The 20,323-nt window shown below is 73.2% G+C and carries 18 protein-coding genes and 1 other RNA gene; 14 read left to right on the top strand and 5 right to left on the bottom strand.

All coding sequences use genetic code 11. The features are described from left to right. Positions 1-31: 31 nt before the first annotated feature. Positions 32-805, bottom strand: coding sequence for an amino acid ABC transporter ATP-binding protein (locus DEI85_RS09180; RefSeq protein ID WP_111123976.1), 774 nt, complete (start codon positions 803-805; stop codon positions 32-34). Beyond that, positions 805-1,917, bottom strand: a complete 1,113-nt coding sequence (locus tag DEI85_RS09175; protein WP_110862211.1) for an amino acid ABC transporter permease — start codon at positions 1,915-1,917, stop codon at positions 805-807. Before DEI85_RS09175 ends, DEI85_RS09180 begins: the two co-directional genes overlap by 1 nt. A 154-nt stretch (positions 1,918-2,071) precedes the next feature. Between DEI85_RS09175 and DEI85_RS09170 the strand changes: the two genes are divergently transcribed. The 4 genes from DEI85_RS09170 to DEI85_RS09155 all read left to right on the top strand — a co-directional run bounded on the left by DEI85_RS09170 (position 2,072) and on the right by DEI85_RS09155 (position 6,387). Then, a complete protein-coding gene (locus tag DEI85_RS09170; protein ID WP_111123975.1) occupies positions 2,072-2,323 on the top strand; it encodes a DUF4287 domain-containing protein in 252 nt (83 codons plus the stop codon). 59 nt (positions 2,324-2,382) lie between these two features. Then, positions 2,383-3,363, top strand: coding sequence for a putative endonuclease domain-containing protein (locus DEI85_RS09165; protein WP_111123974.1), 981 nt, complete (start codon positions 2,383-2,385; stop codon positions 3,361-3,363). A gap of 82 nt (positions 3,364-3,445) precedes the next feature. Next, entirely contained in the window at positions 3,446-4,840 is a 1,395-nt protein-coding gene (locus DEI85_RS09160) for an alpha/beta fold hydrolase (protein ID WP_181436419.1), read from the top strand. After that, positions 4,837-6,387, top strand: coding sequence for a GMC family oxidoreductase (locus DEI85_RS09155; RefSeq protein ID WP_111123972.1), 1,551 nt, complete (start codon positions 4,837-4,839; stop codon positions 6,385-6,387). Before DEI85_RS09160 ends, DEI85_RS09155 begins: the two co-directional genes overlap by 4 nt. Positions 6,388-6,415: 28 nt before the next feature. Here DEI85_RS09155 and DEI85_RS09150 read toward each other — a convergent pair whose 3' ends face one another. Together DEI85_RS09150 and DEI85_RS09145 are read right to left on the bottom strand one after the other, a co-directional pair. Further along, complete coding sequence (locus DEI85_RS09150; RefSeq protein WP_110862220.1) at positions 6,416-6,982, bottom strand: GIY-YIG nuclease family protein; 567 nt, start codon at positions 6,980-6,982, stop codon at positions 6,416-6,418. Positions 6,983-7,478: 496 nt separating this feature from the next. Further along, complete coding sequence (locus DEI85_RS09145) at positions 7,479-8,324, bottom strand: siderophore-interacting protein (protein WP_111123971.1); 846 nt, start codon at positions 8,322-8,324, stop codon at positions 7,479-7,481. 84 nt (positions 8,325-8,408) lie between these two features. On the opposite strand from DEI85_RS09145, the gene DEI85_RS09140 reads away from it, so the two are divergent. From DEI85_RS09140 to DEI85_RS09095, 10 genes are all read left to right on the top strand, one after another. Next, a complete protein-coding gene (locus DEI85_RS09140) occupies positions 8,409-9,101 on the top strand; it encodes a biliverdin-producing heme oxygenase (RefSeq protein WP_110862225.1) in 693 nt (230 codons plus the stop codon). A gap of 162 nt (positions 9,102-9,263) precedes the next feature. Then, the gene (locus DEI85_RS09135) at positions 9,264-11,921 is read left to right on the top strand and encodes a phosphoenolpyruvate carboxylase (RefSeq protein ID WP_111123060.1); all 2,658 of its coding nucleotides are present in this window, start codon (positions 9,264-9,266) and stop codon (positions 11,919-11,921) included. Positions 11,922-12,683: 762 nt separating this feature from the next. Then, positions 12,684-13,892, top strand: coding sequence for a multidrug effflux MFS transporter (locus DEI85_RS09130; RefSeq protein WP_258376244.1), 1,209 nt, complete (start codon positions 12,684-12,686; stop codon positions 13,890-13,892). A 59-nt stretch (positions 13,893-13,951) separates the two neighbouring features. Then, on the top strand, positions 13,952-14,287 hold the full coding sequence (locus DEI85_RS09125) for an STAS domain-containing protein (protein ID WP_017886068.1): 336 nt from the start codon (positions 13,952-13,954) through the stop codon (positions 14,285-14,287). Further along, positions 14,287-14,700 (top strand): ATP-binding protein, encoded by a 414-nt coding sequence (locus tag DEI85_RS09120; protein WP_110862231.1) that lies wholly within the window; start codon positions 14,287-14,289, stop codon positions 14,698-14,700. Before DEI85_RS09125 ends, DEI85_RS09120 begins: the two co-directional genes overlap by 1 nt. Positions 14,701-14,830: 130 nt before the next feature. Further along, positions 14,831-15,814 (top strand): helix-turn-helix transcriptional regulator, encoded by a 984-nt coding sequence (locus tag DEI85_RS09115; RefSeq protein WP_111123058.1) that lies wholly within the window; start codon positions 14,831-14,833, stop codon positions 15,812-15,814. A 49-nt stretch (positions 15,815-15,863) separates the two neighbouring features. Then, positions 15,864-16,469 carry an RBBP9/YdeN family alpha/beta hydrolase gene (locus tag DEI85_RS09110; RefSeq protein WP_111123057.1) on the top strand — a complete coding sequence of 202 codons (606 nt, stop codon included), beginning with the start codon at positions 15,864-15,866 and terminating at the stop codon, positions 16,467-16,469. A 107-nt stretch (positions 16,470-16,576) separates the two neighbouring features. Next, entirely contained in the window at positions 16,577-17,710 is a 1,134-nt protein-coding gene (locus tag DEI85_RS09105) for a hypothetical protein (protein ID WP_111123056.1), read from the top strand. Between the two features lie 179 nt (positions 17,711-17,889). Beyond that, positions 17,890-18,735: a Nif3-like dinuclear metal center hexameric protein gene (locus DEI85_RS09100; protein ID WP_111123055.1), complete on the top strand. Its 846-nt coding sequence runs from the start codon at positions 17,890-17,892 to the stop codon at positions 18,733-18,735. 2 nt (positions 18,736-18,737) lie between these two features. Further along, complete coding sequence (locus DEI85_RS09095; protein ID WP_110862241.1) at positions 18,738-19,472, top strand: zinc ribbon domain-containing protein; 735 nt, start codon at positions 18,738-18,740, stop codon at positions 19,470-19,472. A 395-nt stretch (positions 19,473-19,867) separates the two neighbouring features. Here DEI85_RS09095 and rnpB read toward each other — a convergent pair. Further along, positions 19,868-20,228, bottom strand: an RNA gene (gene rnpB / locus DEI85_RS09090) — RNase P RNA component class A. Positions 20,229-20,323: the final 95 nt, after the last annotated feature.

Here is a 20,323-nt window from a genome sequence, read left to right as displayed (position 1 = left end):
GTGGGTGTGGGGTGCGTGCGGGGATCAGGGGTCAGCGGACACGGGACAGGAAGTCGCGCGTGCGGGTGTGCTGCGGGTGGTCGAGCACCTGGGCCGGCGGCCCCTGCTCGACGACCCGCCCGTGGTCGAGGAACACGACGTGGTCGGCGACCTCGCGGGCGAAGGCGATCTCGTGCGTGACGATGACGAGCGTCGTGCCCGTGTCCGCCAACCCCCGGATGACCCCGAGCACCTCGCCGACGAGCTCCGGGTCCAGCGCCGAGGTCGGCTCGTCGAGCAGGACCACCGACGGCTCGAGCGCCAGGGCCCGGGCGATGGCGACGCGCTGCTGCTGCCCGCCGGACAACTGCCGGGGGCGGACCGAGCCGCGGTCGCCGAGTCCGACCCGATCGAGCAGGGTCCGTGCCCGCGCTCGGGCCGTGGTGACGGGGACCCCGGCGGCGATCGGCCCCTCGGCGACGTTCTCGAGCGCGGTGAGGTGCGGGAACAGGTTGAAGTGCTGGAACACGAAGCCGATCCGTGACCGCTGCCGCAGGATGTGCCGCTCGGGCAGCTCCTTCCAGCGGGGGACACCGTCGCGGCCGGTGCGCAGGCGGACACCGATGGGCTCGTCGCCGACGGTGACGATCCCGCGATCGAGCGGTTCGAGGTGGTTGATCGCCCGGAGCAGCGTGGACTTGCCGGAACCGGAGGGGCCGAGGACGACGGTCACGCTGCCGGACGGCAGCGACAGGTCGATGCCGTCGATGACGACGCTGTCCCCGAACGCCTTGACGGCCCCGTGGATGCTGATCGCTGCGCTCATCAGATGGTCCTGTCGTCGATGGTGGAACCGGGGCCGGACGCGACCACGCGCGCTGCGGAGGCGGCCTGCCGGGGGTGATCCGGGCCTCCAGGCCGTCCCGACCCACGTCCGGAAGCGCGACGCACGGCGGTGCGCACCCGCTGCCAGGGTGTCGGCGGCAGCGCCCGGACCGAGCCTCGGGCGGTCCACCGCTCGACGTGGTACTGCACGATCGACACCGCGCTGGTGAGCACGAGGTACCAGATCGTGGCGACGACGAGCAGCGGGATGATGTCCGTCGGGTAGGTGCTCGACAGGTTCTGCACCACGCCGAACAGGTCGAGCAGCGAGACGTAGAACAGCAGCGAAGAGGCCTTCAGCAGTCCGACGACCTGGTTGACGAACGCCGGCACGATCGACCGCAGCGCCTGCGGCAGGATCACCCGCACGAACTGGCGGCGGCGGGGGAGCCCCAGTGCCTGTGCGGCCTCGTGCTGCCCGTGGTCGACGGCGAGCACGCCGGCGCGGACGATCTCCGACGCGTAGGCGATCTCGCTGAGGCTCAGCCCGATCACGCCGATCGCCAGGTCGCCGAGGACGTTGGCGGTCGGCACCTGGAACTGGGGCCCGAAGGGGATGCCGATGCCGATGGTCGGGTACAGCGACCCGAGGTTGTACAGGAAGACGAGCACCAGGATGAGCGGCACCGACCGGAACAGCCAGACGTACCCCCAGGCGAGCCCGGACAGCACGGGGTTCCGCGACAGCCGTGCGATCGCGACGACCACACCGCCGGCGAAACTGATCACCGCGCTCAGCGCCGTCGCCGTCAGCGTCAGCTGCAGTCCGGTCAGGACGGCGGGGCTGAACAGCCACTTGCCGACGGCGGGCCAGCCCCACTGCTCGTTGGTGAACAGCGTCTCGACGAAGTTCAGCAGCACCACGAGCACGAGGGCCGCGGCGATCCACCGCATCGGGTGGCGCAGCGGCACGACGGGGCGGTCGAGTGCGGCGTGTCCGGCCGCGACGATGGTCGCGGACGTCGGCCTGGAGGCGCGTCCCGCCTCGGGCGGTCGACCCCCGTCGTCGACGCTGGTCGCCTCCCGCTGCGGGGCCCTGGTGGTGTCGGTCATGTCGCGACCGTAGGAGGCCTGGGCGGCGCCGACAACGGGTCGCGCAACACCCCGCCACGCGACGCAACACCCGGCCATCCGGCGCAACGCGGCGTCACAGAACGGTGTCCTGGGAGACGTTCCGTGACGGCCGACGAAGCGCTACCGTTGCGCCATGACAGCGCATCGTGTGACCGCCCCGGCACCCCCGGCGGACGGCACCAAGGTGAAGGGTCCGGCGTCGTACTTCCCGCGCATCGAGACGACGTACGGCCGCCCGGTGCAGGAGTGGCTCGACCTGGTCGCCGACCGGCTCGACGACCACCAGCACATGGAGGTCGTCGGGTGGCTCAAGTCCGAGCACGGCCTCGGACACGGGCACGCGAACGCCCTGGTCGCCTACGTGAAGCACGCGCTGGCCTCCTGAGCGATCGCGGGTCCCTGCGTGGTGCGGCGGGTGTCGGTGGTCGTTCCTAGCGTGGTGGCGTGGCCGAACCCGTCGATGCGTGGTGGCGCCGCCGACAGTGGTCGCGCGGCGAAGCGGTGCCGTACGCCGTCGGACAGTTCCGCGCGGACTGGGCGCCGTACCCGGTGCTCATCAGGCAGTACCACCCCGACCTGAACCACGGCGTTGTCCTGACCCAGGTCCCCCCGGCGGCCGAGGTCCTGCTCACCTGGGAGTGCGACGTCGGGCACGTCTTCGTCGCGACCCCGTCCGAACAGCGGTCCCGCCCGGGTCGTGAGCGCCGCCGCTCCGTCTGGTGCCCCGAGTGCGCGGTGCAGGCCCAGCCGCAGCGGTGGCCGGTGCTGCCGTCGGACTGGCCCCAGGCGGTGCCCGTGCCGCAGCGGGTCGTCCGGAGTACCGGACGACAGACCCTGCCGGCGGCTCCGGTCCGCGGGGTCCCGGCCGGCGCCGTTGCGTCGAGCCGTGCCCGGTCCCGTCGGCCCGTCGCCGGGTCGGCCGCTGGGGCACCCCGTCGGGCCGCCCAGTCCGTTCCCCGCACGATCTGCCCGAAGACCCCGCGGCTGCCGTCGGGTGAGTCGTTCACGAGCGTCTGCGCCCCGGCGACGGCATCGGCGGTCGAAGCCGAACTCCGAGGCATGCTGTCCGACCGGTTCGCGTTCACCTACGACCACTCCGCGATCCGGCTCGACCGCCCGTTCTTCGACCACGTCGAGGCCTGGCCGGACATCATCCTGCCCGAGCTCCGCGTCGCGATCGAGTACGACTCCACCGGTCGGCACGGGCTCGAGCACGTCGGCCCCCGGCAGGAGACCGACCGCCGGAAGGACCGCGCCGTCCGTGCCGTGGGGTGGGAGGTCGTCCGCATCCGCACCGGACGGCTGCCGGCGCTCGGCCCCTACGACCTGCAGGTCTCGGGCATCTCCGGGCGGACCGTCGAGCGGCTTGCGGACACCCTGCGCGAGCTCCGGGGCGCGCTGTTCGTCGACGCGTACGCCCGGTGACGCCGCCGACCGGGGGACAGGCGCGGCGTGACGGGGTACGACCCGGCTGGGAGCGGTCGCGAGCGACGGGTAGGTATACATGGTGACCACCGTCTTCTGTCTCCATGCCCTCGGCGCGAGTTCCGAGGAGTTCGCGCTGCTGCGCGCCGAACTCGTCGGCGACCTCGACCTGATCGGCATCGACCTGCCCGGCTTCGGTCGCAGCCCGGCGTCGTCCGGCACCACCGTCGAGGAGATGGCCGTCCTGGTGGAGCGCGCGATCGGGGCGAGCGGCTCGACGGAGTGGATGCTCCTCGGGCACTCGATGGGCGGCAAGGTCGCCACGGTGGTGGCCGACCGCACGATCTCCGGCGCGAACGGCCTGTTCGGGCTGCGAGCCGTGGTGCTCCTCGCCGCGTCCCCGCTCGCTCCCGAGCCGATGGACGACGACCGCCGCTGGACGATGCTGGCGTGGGCTGCCGGTGGCCCGATCGGCGCCGAGGACGCCGAGGAGTTCGTCGCCGCCAACACCGCGGCACCCCTGGCGCCCTCGCGGCACAGCGCGGCGGTGCAGGACGTCGAGCGGACCGACCCGGCAGCCTGGACGGACTGGCTGTCCCGCGGCAGCCGCGAGGACTGGTCGGACGCCGCACCGAACCCGGTGCCCGCCCTGGTGCTCGCCGGCGCCGAGGACGGCGACCTCGATGCCGACGCCCAGCGCCGCCTGACCCTGCCGCACTGGCCGAACAGCGAGCTCCACGTCGTCGACGGCGCAGCCCACCTGCTGCCCTGGGAACAGCCCGAGGCCGTGGCCGAGCGCATCCGCGACTTCTGGCAGCGCCGGGTCACGGGGTCGCCGGTCGTCCCCGTGGAGCACGCCCGCGTGATCGCCTCACCGCGGGTCAGCGCCCGGACCCGAGGCCTGCTGGCCCAGCGGGCACTGCCCGACGACCCGGCGGCTGCACCCCACGCCCTGACGCCGACGCAGTTGGACACCCTGCGTGCGGTCGCGCGGATCGTCGTCCCGCAGCCCGGCACCGACCAGGTCGACCTGGCACTGCGGGTCGACGCGCAGCTGGCCGCCGGGCTCGGCGACGGCTGGCGGCCGGACGGCCTGCCGGTGGACGCCGAGGCCTACCGTGCCGCGCTCGACGTGCTCGCCGCACCCGCCCGCGACGGCGTGCTCGACCAGGCCCTCGAGTCCGTGGCTGCCGGGCGGTACCGCGCCGACGGCGATCTCGACGCCGAGCAGCTGCGCGCGTGGTTCGAGGACGCCAGCGTCGACCTCGTGAAGCACTGGCTCGCACACCCCGCCACCATGGCCGCCATCGACTTCGACGGCTACGCGAACGGCGGCGACGGCGTCCGCAAGCAGGGCTTCCAGCTGCTCGCGGCGGGCGAGCGCGAGGCCTGGGAACCCGAGGCCCCCGCCGGCCCCGGTACCGCCGGCACCGCCGGCACGATGGACACCGCACCGACGACCGGAGCTGCACGATGAGACTCGACGGACAACGCACGTACGGCATGGACGACGTCGTCGACGTGGTGGTGGTCGGCACCGGGGCCGGGGGAGCGCCGCTCCTCGCATCGCTGGCCCGCCGTGGCCTGACGGTCGTCGCGCTCGAGGCCGGTCGCAACACCGAGCCGGGCGACCACGTGCCGGACGAGGTCGCCGCCCCCGGTGACATCAACTGGATGGACGAGCGGCTGAGCGGCGGTGGGACCCCCACGGCCTTCGGCCCGAACAACAGCGGCACGGGCGTCGGCGGTTCGACGCTGCACTGGGGCGCGTTCACCCCGCGGCCGAGCGAGCACGACCTGCGGCTGCGGACCGAGAGCGGCGCGGGGCAGGACTGGCCGATCAGCCACGCCGAACTCACCGGCTGGATCGAGCAGGTCGAGCACGACGTCGGCGTCGCCGGCCCCGAGCACTACCCGTGGGACCCGTCCCGCCGTTACCGGATGCGCCCGCCGGCCCGGAACGCCTCGTCGGACATGATGATGCGCGGCACCGCGGCCGCCGGGATCACCGCGACCGACGCCCCCGTCGGCCTGACCACCGAGGACCGGCACCAGGAGCACCACGGGCTGCGTCAGGCCTGCGTGTCCTGCGGCTCGTGCCACCAGGGCTGCCGCAACGGCTCGAAGGTGTCGATGGACACGACCTACCTGCCCGCCGCCGTGGCGTTCGGTGCCGAGATCCGTCCGGAGTCCTTCGTGCACGGCATCGAGCTCGACGCGGCGGGACGGGTCGAGGCGGTCCTGTACACCGCCGACGGGCTCGAGCACCGCCAGCGCTGCCGGACCCTCGTCCTCGCCGCGGGCGGTGTCGAGACGCCGCGGCTGCTGCTGCACACCGGTGTCGCGAACGGCAGCGGACAGGTCGGCCGGAACTTCACCGCGCACGGAGCCACCCAGGTGTGGGCGCGCTTCGACGAGTCGATGCGCTCGTACCGCGGGTACCCGTCGTCGATCATCACCGAGGACTTCGTCCGACCGGCGGACGCCGACTTCGCGGGCGGCTACCTCATCCAGAGCCTGGGCGTGCAGCCGCAGACCTTCGCGACCTCGCTGGTCCGGGGCGGCGGACTCCGCGGCACCGAGCTCGTCCGGGCGCTGCAGGACTACCCGTTCTCGGCCGGCGTCGGCATCAACGCCGAGTGCCTGCCGTACGACGACAACCGGCTCGAGCTGACCGACGAACTCGACGAGCACGGCGTCCCGCGTGCCCGGGTCTCGTTCACCCCGGGCTCGAACGAAGAGGCGATCCGCCGCCACGCGGTCCGCACGATGACGACCATCGTCGAGGCTGCCGGTGGCCAGGACGTCCGGGTGCTCGAACGCACGGCGCACACCATCGGCACCGCGCGGATGGGCACGGACCGCGAGACCTCCGTCGTCGACCAGGACGGCCGCTCGTGGGACGTCCCGAACCTGTGGATCGCCGACAACTCGGTGTTCCCGAGCGCGGTCATCGCGAACCCGGCGCTGACGATCATGGCGCTCTCGCTCCGCACCGCCGACCGCATGCTGCAGGCCGCCTGAGCAGGTGCCCCGACGGCCTGGTCGCGCGTCAGCCCCGCAGCGCGAGCGCCTCGCTCGTCCACCGGGCGTGCAGGTCCCACGGGTCGTCGACCCCGGCGGCGACGGCGTCCACGTGGGCCAGGAGTTCCGGCGTCACCCGGAACCACTCGGTGCCCGGGTACCGGCTGGCGGCGAAGGCTGCGTGCCGGCGGCGTTCGAGGGTCCGGTCACCGCGCTCGAACGCCAGCAGGTCCTGGTGCGGGATCGCCGCGAGCCGCTGCCGAGGGTTCATCGTCGTGCCGATCTTGATGCGGTCGCCGAAGTCGTCGCGCATCCGCAGGTAGTAGACGACGTCGACCCGAGGGGGAGCGAGGTCGCCGTCCGGCACGTCACCCCAGCGCCACTCGCACCGGGCGCACACCGCACCCGAGGGGAACCGCACCCCGATCCGCGAACCGCACGCCGGGCACGGTCCGGGCAGGGTGTCCTCGATGCCGGAGTGTTCGGCGGCGAGGTCGGCGACGAACGCGACGTGCGCGCCGCACAGGGGGACGCCCGCGAGCCCGTCCGCGAGCACGCCCGCGCAACCCGGCACGCAGCACGACGAGGTGACCATGCGCCGAACGCTAGCCCGACCCACCGACGTGCCCCGGGCCTCCCGGCCGCTGCGCGCTGGGCGTACCGGGCGTACCTGGTCGAATCGGGCGTACCTGGTCGAATCGGGCGTATCTGGTCGAATCGGGCGTACCTGGCGTGTTCTTCCGACCAGGTACGCCCGTTTCCACCAGCCATCGCGCGCGTTCTGAGAAGGAACGGGCGTACCTACCGTGATCGGGCGTACCTGGTCGAATCGGGCGTACCTGGTCCGTTCTTCCCACCAGGTATGCCCGTTCCTACCAGCCATCGCACCCGTTCTGGGAAAGAGCGGGCGTACCTGCGGGAACCGGGCGTACCTGGTCGAACCGGGCGTACCTGCGCGAACCGGGCGTACCTGGTCGAACCGGGCGTACCTGGTCGAATCGGGCATACCTGGTCCGTTCTTCCGACCAGGTACGCCCGTTCCCACCAGCCATCGCGCCCGCCATGGGAAAGAACGGGCACGCAGGCCGCCGTCAGTCGGTGAAGATCACCCCGACGGGCTCGCGCTTCTCCTCCTGGAACTCGTCCTCACCGCGACCGAGCGCCCAGTACGCCGACAACGACATCTCGCGCTTCTCCAGCCCCCAGTCGTCCTGCAGCAGCCGACGGATCGCCTTCATCGCGGTCCGCTCGCCGTGCGCGAAGACCTGGACCGGCCTGGAGGCACGCGGCAGCCCGCGGGCCGCCTCCAGCAGGAGCGTGCCCGGCTGGGCGCCGGTGGCGTCCCGGTGAAGCCACCGCAGGTCGACCCCGGCCGGGTGCCGGATGTCCTGCTCGTCGGCGGGCCCGGCCACCTCGACCAGGGCGACGCCGACGGCGGAGCCGGGCATCGACTCGAGTGCGGCGCCGATCGCGGGCAGGGCGCTGTGGTCGCCGAGCAGCACGTGCGTGACCGCCGGGTCAGGGGTCGGCGCGTAGCCACCACCGGGCCCGGACAGGGCGAGTCGATCGCCGGGCTGCGCAGACGCTGCCCAGGGACCGGCGAGGCCCTCGTCGCCGTGCACGACGAAGTCGATCGCGATGGTCCGCGTGGTGTGGTCGACCGCGCGCACCGTGTAGGTGCGGCGGGCGGGCCGGTCGTGCTTCGGCAGGGTCTCGCGCAGGGCCTCGAGGTCGTACGGCGGCACGAGTCCGAGCGACGGCTTCGCGAGCAGGAGCTTGACGTACTTGTCGGTCGAGCCGAGCCGGTCGGGGTCGGCCTGGGCGACGAAGTCCTCGAAGGCCGAGCCGCCCAGGTGCACGCGCACCATGTGGGGCGAGAGCCGTTCGGTGCGGTCGACGACGAAGACGTGCTGGGGGCGTTTGGGTTTCGAGCTCATCGTGGGGGAGCTTCCTCTCGCGGGTTCGGCGCCACCTGGGTGATCCCTGCTTGACGCGCGCGGCACTAAGGTTAGCCTTACCTCATGGACTCGACCGTCATCCCGTTCTCCGAGTTGCTGCGGCGTCGCACGCGGCGCTCGCACGGTGCCTCGGCCACGAGCGGCTTCATGCAGGACCTGCTCGGCGGCGACTGCGACGTCGCCGACTACGCGGACCTGCTCGGACAGTACGCCTTCGTGTACGACGCGCTCGAGCGGGCGGCGGAACGCATGGCCGACCACCCCGTGGCGGCGCCGTTCGTCACCGCGCAGCTCACCCGGATGCCGGCGATCCGCGCCGACCTCGAGTACCTGATCGGCCCGGACTGGTCCGAGCTGGTGTGCCCGCTGCCCGCGACGACCGCGTACGTGCGACGCCTCAACGAGGTCGCGGCCGAGTGGCCCGGCGGCTTCGTGGCACACCACTACACGCGGTACCTCGGCGACGTGTCCGGCGGGCACGTGATCGGGCAGGTGCTGGCCGAGCGGTTCGGGTTCGACACGAACGGTGTCCTCTTCTACATCTTCGACCAGGTCGCCGACCCGAGCGACTTCGAGCACACCTACCGGGCCCAGCTCGACGCCGCGCCCTGGACGGCCGAGGAGCAGGAGCGGGTGATCGCCGAGGTCGAGCTCGCCTACGAGCTGAACCGTGGGCTGCTCGCCGGCCTCGACGCCCGCCGTGCTCCGTTCCGTCAGGAGCCGGGCGACACGTCGGTCGCCGCCGTCACGGCCTGACCGCACAGCGGCGGTCCCCGCGCAGGGCCCTCGGCCCCGGCCCCGGCCCCGGCCCCGGCCCCGGCCCCGCGTCCGTCCGGACGGTCGACGTCATGCGTCCCCGGGTGCCGATACGCTGCTGGGACCCGGGACCAGCCTCCCGGACGACCCGGAAAGGACTCCATGACGGCGATCGACGGATCTGCACGCCACGAGCGCGCGCGGGACGACGTCAGCGGTGCGGTCGACAGTGACCTGCGCGCCGACGTGCGGTACCTCGGCAACCTCCTCGGCCGGGTGCTGCGGGAGAACGGGGGCGACGAACTGCTCCACGACGTGGAGTCGTTGCGCGCCGCCGTGATCGACGCCTACGAAGGCGACCACGCCGAGGGCGCAGCGCGTGCCCAGGCGATCGTCTCTGGCATGTCGGCCGAACGCGCCGAGGCCGTGGCACAGGCGTTCACCACCTACTTCCACCTCACAAACCTGGCCGAGGAACACCACCGCGTGCGGGTCCTCCGGCAGCGTGGTGACGACGGCGGCGTGGCCGGCGACTCGTTCCCCGCCACCTACGCCGAGCTCGTCGCCGAGGTCGGCGAGGCCGAGGCCGCCGAGCGCCTCCGCACCCTGCGGTTCCACCCGGTGCTGACGGCCCACCCGACCGAGGCCCGCCGCCGCGCGGTCACCACGGGTGTCCGCCGCATCACGGACCTCATCGACGAGCGCGACCGTGCCCGCAACGCGATGGCCCGCGCCGAGAACGAGCGCCGCCTGCTCGAGGAGATCACGACCCTCCTGCGCACCTCGCCGCTCCGCACCACCCGGCCGACCCCGCTCGACGAGGTCCGCACCGCGATGAGCGTGTTCGACCAGACCCTGTTCGAGATCGTCCCGCAGGTCTACCGACTGCTCGACGACCGGCTGCAGGGCGACGACGCCGGCCGCGCTTCCGTGATCGCGCCCGCGTTCGTGCGGTTCGGCACCTGGATCGGCGGCGACCGCGACGGCAACCCGCACGTCACGGCCGACGTCACCCGCCAGGCCGCCGAGATCGCGGCGGAGCACATCCTGCTCGGCCTCGCCCGCGCGTCCACCCGCATCGGCAGCGCCCTGACCCTCGACGCGAGCGACACCCCCGCCGACGCCGGCCTCACCGCCCTCGTCGCCGCGCAGGAGTCCCTCGACCCGGGCATCGCCGAGCGCATCGGCGTCCGCGCACCGAACGAGACCCACCGTCGTGCCCTCCTGTTCGTCGCCGCCCGCATCGACGCCACCCGGACCGGCACCACGCCGCTGTCCTACGACGGCCCCGAGGCGCTGCTGGCCGACCTCCGCACCATCCAGGCGTCGCTCATCGCCGCCGGTGCCATCCGCCCGGCGAACGGCGAGCTGCAGAACCTCGTCTGGCAGGTCGAGACCTTCGGGTTCCACCTGGCCGAGCTCGAGGTCCGGCAGCACTCGCAGGTGCACCGAACGGCCCTCGCCGAGATCCGCGCCGGTGGCGAACTGAGCGAGACCACCGAAGAGGTCCTCGCCGTCTTCCGCACGATCGCCGGGTTGCAGTCCCGCTACGGCGTCCGTGCGGCGAACCGGTACATCGTGTCCTTCACGCAGTCCCCGGCGGACCTGGCGAACGTGCACGAACTCGCGGTCGCCGCGCTCGGTTCCGCCGAGGCCGCGCCGGTGCTCGACGTCATCCCGCTGTTCGAGACCTTCGCCGACCTGCACGCCAGCGTCGACATCCTCGACGAGGCCGTCCGCACCGAGGCGTTCCAGCGACGCCTCGCCGCGACCGGCCGTCGGCTCGAGGTCATGCTCGGCTACTCGGACTCGTCGAAGGACGTCGGCCCGGTGTCCGCGAACCTGGCGCTGTACGACGCCCAGGCCCGCATCGCCGACTGGGCCCGCGACAACGACATCGAGCTGACCCTGTTCCACGGCCGGGGCGGTTCGCTCGGCCGCGGTGGCGGTCCCGCCAACGAGGCGGTCCTCGCGCAGCCGCCGGGGTCGATCGACGGTCGCCTGAAGCTCACCGAGCAGGGTGAGGTCATCTTCGCCCAGTACGGCGACCAGGACATCGCCGCCCGCCACCTCGAGCAGATGGCCTCGGCGACGCTGTTCGCGTCGTCGCCGTCGAACGAGGCGCGCACCGCCGCCGCGGCCGCCCGGTTCGCCGACCTCGCCCAGCAGCTCGACGACGTCTCGCGCGTCGCCTTCTACGACCTGGTCAAGGCCGACGGCTTCGCGCCGTGGTTCGCCCGGGTCACCCCGATGGAGGAGATCGGCCTGCTGCCCCTCGGCTCCCGCCCGGCCCGTCGTGGCCTGTCGGTGGAGTCGCTGGAGGACCTCCGCGCCATCCCGTGGGTGTTCTCGTGGACGCAGGCGCGCATCAACCTCGCTGGCTGGTACGGGCTCGGCTCCGCGCTCGAGGCCGTCGGCGACGTCGACGTGCTCCGCGCCGCGTACGCCGAGTGGCCGCTCTTCGCCGCGATGATCAAGAACGTCGAGATGTCGCTCGCGAAGACCGACGAGCACATCGCCCGCCGGTACCTCGAGCTCGCCGACCGTGACGACCTCGCCGCGAAGGTGCTCGACGAGATGGTCCGCACCCGCGACTGGGTGCTCCGCGTCTCCGGCGGCAGCGACGTGCTCGAGGACCGACCCGTCCTCGCCCGCGCCGTGCGCCTCCGCAGCCCGTACGTCGACGCCCTGTCACACCTGCAGCTCCGCGCGCTGCGCGCCATCCGTACGTCCGGCAGCACGGACCCGACGGACGCCGACCACCGGCTCCTGCTGCTCACCGTCAACGGGATCGCGGCCGGCCTGCAGAACACGGGCTGACGCCCCCGACCGACGGACAGGTGGCCCGGTGCCAGCTGGCACCGGGCCTCCTGTCCGTCCGCGCGCGCGTCCCGGGTCGCGCCGCCGAGTGGTCACGAAGCGTCGGCTGCGCCGTCGCCGAGCGACCGGTTGCGACCACTCGGCGGACGTGAGCGGGGTGTCGTGACCACTCACGCGGCGCACGCCACCGCTCCGCCGAGTGGTCACGACACGTCGGGAGGTCCCGGCCGAGTGGTCACGAACCGCCGGCTGCGCCGTCGCCGAGCGACGGAACGCGACCACTCGACGGACGTGAGCGGGGTGTCGTGACCGCTCGTGCCGCACGCCGCCGCTCCGCCGAGTGGTCACGACACGTCGGGAGGTCCCGGCCGAGTGGTCACGAACCGTCGGCTGCGCCGTCGCCGAGCGACGGAACGCGACCACTCGGCGGACGTGAGCGGGGTGTCGTGACCACTCACGCGCCGCTCCGCCGAGTGGTCACGACACGTCGGGTGGCCCCGGCCGAGTGGTCACGACCCGTCGGCTGCGCCGTCGCCGAGCGACGGAACGCGACCACTCGGCGGACGTGAGCGGGGTGTCGTGACCGCTCACGCGCCGGACGGGAGGCCCGTGGCGGGGCCGCACCGGGCCTCCAGTCCGTCCGCGCGCACGTCGCAGGCCGCGTTTCGTGAGCAGCAACGGTCGCTTCCGGCACCGCGACCCGACCGTGGCTGCTCACGAAGTGCCTGTCGAATCGATTCGGGGACGCGTAGCGTGTCCGAGGTGACGACGGAGCGCAGGCTGGGACCGACGACGACCGTGCTGCCCCCGATCGTGCCGCTGGCGCTCATCGTCGGCGTGTCGCCGTTCGCCACGGACATGTACATCCCCGCACTCCCGGCCATCGCGCGCGACCTCGGCACCACGCCCGGCGCGGTGCAGCTGTCGCTCACGGCGTTCCTCGTGGCCTTCGCGGTCGGCCAGCTGCTCGTCGGACCGGTGAGTGACGGGATCGGTCGTCGGCCGATGCTCGTCGTCGGGACCGCACTGTTCGCCCTCGCGTCGGTCGGCTGCGCGCTCGCCCCCGACGTCGTGACGCTGGTGGTGGCCCGCGTTGCGCAGGGACTCGCCGGTGCCGCGGGCGCCGTGGCGGGCCGGGCGATGGTGTCCGACGTGACGAGCGGCACCCGGATGGCGAAGGTGTTCGGCACGCTCGCGGCCATCAACGCGATCGGACCCGTGGTGGCCCCGCTGGTCGGGGGAGCGGTGCTGACGGTCGGCACGTGGCGGCTCATGTTCGTCGTGCTGGCCGTGCTCGGCGCCGTGTTCTTCGTGGCCGTGGTGCTGCGGTTCCGCGAGACCCTGCCGCCGGAGCGTCGTGGTGGCGTCGGGTTCGCGGCCAACGGGCGGCGCATCCGCGAGCTCCTGGCGATCCCGCGGTTCCGGGCCTACGTGCTGAGCGGAGTGCTGTCGACGGTGGGGTTCTTCGCGTACATCGCGACGAGCTCGTTCGTGTTCCAGTCGGAGTTCGGGTTCTCCGAGGGCCTGTACACGCTGGTCTTCGCCACGAACGCGTCGATGATGATCGTCACGACGCTGCTGTTCGGTCGGCTCGTCGGACGGTTCACCGAAGACGCCCTGCTGACCCTGGGCCTGGTCGTCGGGACGGTCGGGGCCACGGCCGTGTTCGTGTCGGCGCTCCTCGGACTCGGGCCCGTGCCGGTGTGGTGCGCCCTCGCGGTCGTGACGGCCGCGTGGGGCTTCGTCCTGCCGGCGGCGATGACCCGCACCCAGCACGTCGGCGCGGCGCACCCGGGCACCGCGGCCGCCCTGCAGGGCGGGCTGACCTTCGGCATCGGCGGTCTCGGCACCCCGCTCGCCGGCGCGCTCGGCGGCACCGCGCTGGCCATGGGCGGGGTGATGGCAGCGCTGATGGCCGCGGCCGTGGTGGTCCAGGTGACGGCGACGCGGCGAAACCGGTCCCACAACTGAGGGTCTGAGCCGGTAGGTTGCTGGTTGCAAGGCGCACCGATCTGAGGAGACCCACCGAGATGGACATCGTCGTACACGAGGCGGAGACCGACACCGCCGTCCTGGAGTGCAGCGGCCGGCTCAACATGGTCTCCGCGCCCACGTTCCGCGAGACCGTCGCGCAGATCGTCGGCAACGGGCGTTCGCGGCTCGTGGTCGAGCTCTCCGGGGTCGAGTTCATGGACTCCTCCGGGCTCGGCGCCCTGGTCGGCAGCCTGAAGACCGCGCGGCAGGCCGGCGGCGACCTCCGCATCGCGGCACCGTCGGAACAGGTCCAGATGGTGCTCAAGCTCTCCAACATCGACAAGATCCTGCGGACGTACCCCGACGGGGACGCCGCGGTGACCGACTGGTGATGACCGCCCCCGTCGCCGAGCACATGCTCGCACTGGCGTGCCCCCCGGACGACGTGTCCGCCGTGCACGACTTCCTCGCGGGCGTGTGGCAGCACGAGCCGTCCGTCGCGACCGAGGACCGGATGGCGCTCGAACTCGCGCTCGTCGAACTCACCTCGAACGTCATCGAGCACGGCGCGCGTGCGGACGGTGTCTCGTGCGAGCTCCGGCTCGAGATCGGCGACGAGCGCTTCCAGGCGCTGCTGTCCGACGACGGGGTCGCGGCGACGGTGGATCCCGACGCCGCCGTGCTGCCCGACGACTTCGCCGAGGGCGGTCGCGGGCTCGCCCTCGTCCGGATGGTCGTCGACGACCTGCGGTACGAACGCGTCGCCGACCGGAACCGCTGGACGGTGCTGCGCTCCCGGCACTGAGCGGGAGCACGGCCGTCACGCATCTACGGATCCGCCCCGGTCGTCCGCCCAGCGCACTCCGTGGGCCGTAAACCGCAATGACGGATCGCCGATTGCCGCGCATCCTGGACACCGTGTCACGATTCGCGCGATGACTGTCGAGCCTGATCCCCGGATCCGGTTCGAGACGTCCGGCGCCGGACTCGACGCGGCCGTGCAACTGTACGAAGAGGCCTACGAGAGCACGGGGTTCTCGGCGTCCCGGACCGATCGTCCGTTCGCGTACCGGTTCCAGGTCGTCGGCGATGACACGATGACGTTCCGCTCCACCCGGTTCGACGGGCGGATGCAGGGCGAGGTCGAGGTCCCCGACGAGTACGTCGTGATGTGGACCTCCGACGGCGGTGGCCGCGTCGACGTCGGTCGCCAGGAGGTCGACTTCGCACCGGGGACGCCCCGCGTGTTCCCGACACGGCGCCCCTTCGCGTTCGACCTGCAGGACATCCGCCAGAGCCTCGTGCAGTTCGACCGCACGTACCTTGAGGGCGTCGCCGCCGAGGTGCACGGCACCCGGCCCGGCCCCCTGGTGTTCGACCACACCGCGGCGCCCCGGCCGGAGGGCCTCCGCGCCTGGAACGCCCGGGTGCAGCGTGCCGCAGCGATCGTGCTCGGCCCGGCACCGCTCACCGAGCTGGCCCTCGCCGAGACCGTGCGCGAGACCGCGCTGGCGTTCCTCGACACGTTCCCGCACGAGTCCATCGCCCCCGACGTCGGGCTGCCGCAGGGCGCCACGGGCCGCGTCCGCGAGGCCGTGGAGTTCATGCACGCCTTCGCCCACACGCCCGTGACCACGACCGACGTCGCCCTGCACGTCGGCCTGAGCGTCCGGGGGCTGCAGCAGGCGTTCCAGCGGCAGGTCGGCACAGCGCCGAACGCGTTGCTGCGGGGGATCCGCCTGGACCGCGTGCACGAGGAACTCCGGCGTGCGTCGGCGGGTGACCTGACGGTGGCGAGCGTGGCGCTGCGCTGGGGCTTCGCGCACCTCGGCCGGTTCTCGGCGGCGTACGCGTCGCGCTTCGGGCAGTACCCGCGCGACACGCTGCAGCAGCCCCGGGGCGCGGTCCCGCAGCCCTGACGCACGTCACACTCCGGATCGCGCCTCGCCGGTTCGTTACGCTGCCCGGGTGAGCAGACCGCGACCGTGGGTGATCGTCCCCGGCATCTGGAACTCGGAGCCGGACCACTGGCAGTCCGTCTGGGAGCGGGAGCGGGAGCAGCAGGACGAGCGCGACCGCCACCACCAGCTCCGCGCCGCCGTCCGCATCGCCCCCAGCTCCTGGAGCGACCCGGACCCCGACGACTGGCGCGCCGCGATCGCCACGGCCGTGGCCTCGTGCGCGGAGCCCCCGGTCCTCATCGCCCACAGCCTCGGCGTCCTGGCCGTCGCCGACTGGCTCGTCACCACGGTGGACGCTCCCGCGCTCGTCGACGGCGGCTTCCTCGTCGCCCCGCCCGACCCGCTCGGCGACGCGTTCCCGGCCGAGGCCGCGGGCTTCGTGGCACCGCGGCCGGTGCCCCCGGCCCAGCAGATCCCGACGCGCCTCGTCGTGAGCGACGACGACCCGTACTGCAGCGCTGACCGGGCCGTCGTGTTCGCCGACGCGATGGGCGCGGACGTCGTCCGTGTCGGTGCCCTCGGGCACGTGAACGTCACCAGTGGTGTCGGTGCCTGGTCCGCGGGACGGGAACTGCTGCGGGCGTTCGAGGACGGCCTCCGCCCACCCCGGTGAGCACGGGGCGCGACACGCCGCTCAACTCTGCTCCGATATGGCAGGCGGTACAGCGACACACCGCGGATGTCCCGCGTTTCGTCCCGCGCGATATTTATCCTTCGGACATGGAGACCCAGTCCGGCGCACGCACCCCGCTCGTGGACCCGTTCGGCCGCGAGCTCGAGGAGTGGCTCCGCGACGCACCGGCGACCCGTGCCCCGTACGTGCCGGACCTCGTCGTCCCGCCCGTCACCGGCCCCGTGCAGCGCCCCGGACACGCCGCGATCAGCACCTCGACCGCCGACGAAGCCACGGCCGCAGCGCAGACCGCCGACGAAGCGACGGCCGCAGCGCCGACCGCCGACGCGACAACCGCGACGACCGCCCCGGCGCACGCCGCCACCCTGGCACCGGCGCACGTCGCCACCCCGGCACCGGCCGACGAGACGACCCCGTCGGCGCCCGCCGCCCCCGCGTTCCGCCGCGACCGCGCCCGGCACGCCGCTGTCTGCGCCCCGTCCTTCCCGGAGCCGCCGGAGCGTCTGGCCCTCCGCATCGAGGACCTCGCCGTCGAGATGTCCTCGTCGACGGGCCGCAGCAGCATCGAGCGCATCGTCCTGCTCGAGGACGAGGTCCGCCGCCGTGACGAGGACCTCGCTCGCCTCGCCGCGTGGGAGGCCACCGTCGCCGACTCCGACGACCCCGAGGTGACGGCCGCCCGCGCCTTCGCTCACACCGTCTTCGCCGACCTGCTGACCGACGCCGCCGCCGAGGCGGACCGCCGTGACCGCGCCGCAGCCCGCCGCGCAGCGACCGCGCCCGTGACGCTCGTCACCCGACCGGCCCCGGTGCCGACCCGCGCAGCACGGAGCGTCCCCGCAGCAGAGCAGGCACCCGCACCGGAAGCCGCACCGGTGGTGGAACTCGTCACCCCGGAACGCGACGAACCCGTCCGGCCGGTGCTGGGCCTCCCGGCCGTGTCCCCGGTGTCCGCGGCCACGCGACCGACCCCGCTCGTCCTGCCCGCCACCGGGCCGACGGTCATCGACCGCGCGGCCTTCGCCGCCGCGCTCACCGCGGACCAGGGCGTCACCGCCAGCACGCCGGTCGTCCTGCCGGACGCCGTCGCCGCACCCGTCGTCCCGGCCCCCGTCGCGGACGCGGCAGAAGCCGACACCGACACGGCGGCAGAGCCGGCCGCGGCCGGCTGGTGGTCGCGACTCGTCGACCGGCTGCTCGGCCTGCTCGGTCGTCGCTGACGGCTTGCGGCCACGGCGCCGTCGGGTGCACCGCCTCCGGTCGCACCGCCTCCGGTCGCACCGCCTCCGGTCGCATCGCTCCGGGTCGCACTGCTTCCGGTCGTACTGCCTGGAGGCCCGGATCACCCCACACGGGCCGGCTGCCCCGTGCGGGGCGGTCGCCTCGGTACACTGACGGGATGCCGACGCTCCGCGAACTCCAGGCCGTGATCGAGGACCTGTGGCCCGCCGCCGGTGCCGAGTCGTGGGACTCCGTCGGGCTCGTCGCGGGTGACCCGGACGCCACCGTCGAGCGCGTGCACCTCGCCGTCGACGCGGTCCCGGCCACCGCCCGTGAAGCCGTCGAACTCGGCGCCGGGCTCCTGCTCACGCACCACCCGCTGCTGCTCCGCGGGGTGACGACGATCGCGGAGTCGACCTACAAGGGCAGCGTCCTCGCGACCCTCGTGCGTGGCGGCAGCGCCCTGCTCGCGGCGCACACCAACGCCGACGTCGTGACGACCGGCACCTCGGCCGTCCTCGCCGACCGCCTCGGGCTGACCGAGCAACGCCCGCTCGACGCCGGAGCCGACCCCGACACGGGCATCGGCCGAGTCGGGGTGCTGCCCGAGGGGACGACCCTCGGCGCCCTCGCCCGGAAGCTCGTCGACCTGCTGCCGCCCACCGCGACCGGCGTCCGCGTCTCCGGTGACTTCGACCGGCCCGTCCGCACCGTGGCGTTGTGCGCGGGTGCCGGCGACTCGCTGCTCGGCCACCCCGCCGTGCTCGACGCCGACGTCTACATCACGAGCGACCTGCGGCACCACCCGGCCTCGGAGTTCCGCGAACAGGCGCTGCTCGGCGGCGGGCCGGCGCTGATCGACACCTCGCACTGGGCCACCGAGTGGCTCTGGCTCGACGTCGCCGCGGAGCAGCTGCGCACCCGGGCCGGGGTCCGCGTCACCGTGAGCGACCTCCGCACCGACCCGTGGGACTTCGCCGTCCTGCCGGCCGCCGAACCCACCACCCCCACAGAAGGAGCCTGACCATGAAGGCAGCACCCGAGGACCAGGTCATCCTCCTCGACGTCCAGCGTCTCGACAACGACGTCACCCGCATCGCCCACCGCATCACGTCGTTGCAGAAAGGCGACCAGCTGACCGAGCTGAGCAAGCAGGCCGCGGCGCTCCGGAGTGAACTCGTCGCCGCCACCGGCGAGGTCGAGGACGCCGAGCGCGACCTCGCCCGCCTGGAGTCCGACACCGCCGTGGCACAGGCCCGTGTCGAACGTGACACCACGATGCTGCAGAACGTCGCGAACGCGAAGGACGCCGCCGGACTGCAGAGCGAGCTCGACTCGCTGCAGCGGCGCATCGGCGGCCTCGAGACCGCCGAGCTCGAGATCATGGAGAACCTCGACGGGCTCCGCGCCCGGGTCGGTGACGTCGAGGCCAAGCTCGCTGACGTCGAGGCCGCCCGCGGTGGCCTGGTCGCCGAGCGCGACGCGGAGATCGCCCGGCTCACGGCCGACCGAGAGTCCGCCGAGCAGGCCCGTGCCGACGTCGCCGCCAAGGTGCCGGCCGAGCTGCTCGCCCTGTACGACCGGCAGCGTGCGCGCTACGGCTTCGGTGCCTCGCTGCTGCAGGGCGGCGTGTCGACGGCCTCGGGCGTGGCGCTCAACAACTCCGACCTGCAGACCATCCGCCGGGCTGCGCCCGACGACGTGGTGCTGTGCCCCGACAGCGAGGCGATCCTGGTGCGGACGGCCGAGTCCGGGCTGTAGTCGCGAGCGACGTCCGGGCCGGAGGCGCGGTGCCGGCTGGCACCGCGCCTCCCATCCGTCGTGGGCTGGTCGCAACGCGTCGCGTGGGTGCCGTCGGCCGGTCACGAACTGTCGGCTGCGGCCGTGCCGGCCGACAGTTGGTGACCGCTCGGCGAACCTGAGCGGGGAGTCGTGACCGCGCGCGCCGCCCGATGGGAGGCCCGTGGCGGCGCCGCATCGCGCCTCCCGTCCGTCGTGGGCTGGTCGCAACGCGTCGCGTGGGTGCCGTCGGCCGGTCACGAACTGTCGGCTGCGGTCGTGTCGGCAGACAGTTGGCGACCGCTCGGCGAACCTGAGCGGGGAGTCGTGACCGCGCGCGCCGCCCGCGCGGGCCGACGCGGCACGGAGAAGGGGGGCGAATGGGCCGGCCGTACGCCGGGTTCTGTCCCGCCGGTTGCACGGCGGTGACGGCCATCTCTCTCGGACCGACGTTGCCGTCGGCCTCCAGCGGTCTACCCGAGGACTCGGCGAGCAGCCTCAACGTCCTCTGTCTGACCTTGCTCCGGGCGAGGTTTACCGAGCGGATCCGGTCACCCGGACCCCTGGTGGTCTCTTACACCACCGTTTCACCCTTACCGACGTCTCCGCCGGCGGTCTGCTTTCTGTGGCACTGTCTCGCGGATTGCTCCGGGTGGGTGTTACCCACCGCCCTGCTCTGTGGAGCCCGGACGTTCCTCGGCGCTCCCGGGGGAGCGACGCGACCGTCTCACCGACCCATTCGCTGGAGCGAGTCTACCCGGCTCCGCGATGCCCGATGCGAGGGGCGCCCCACCCACACTGCTACCTGATGAGAACGGGGTACCTGGTCGGAA

It is taken from the genome of Curtobacterium sp. MCBD17_026 (genome assembly GCF_003234895.2).
GTDB classification, from domain to species: domain Bacteria; phylum Actinomycetota; class Actinomycetes; order Actinomycetales; family Microbacteriaceae; genus Curtobacterium; species Curtobacterium flaccumfaciens.
Note: the sequence above shows the minus strand (reverse complement) of the source record. Positions and strands in the feature narration are given on the sequence as shown.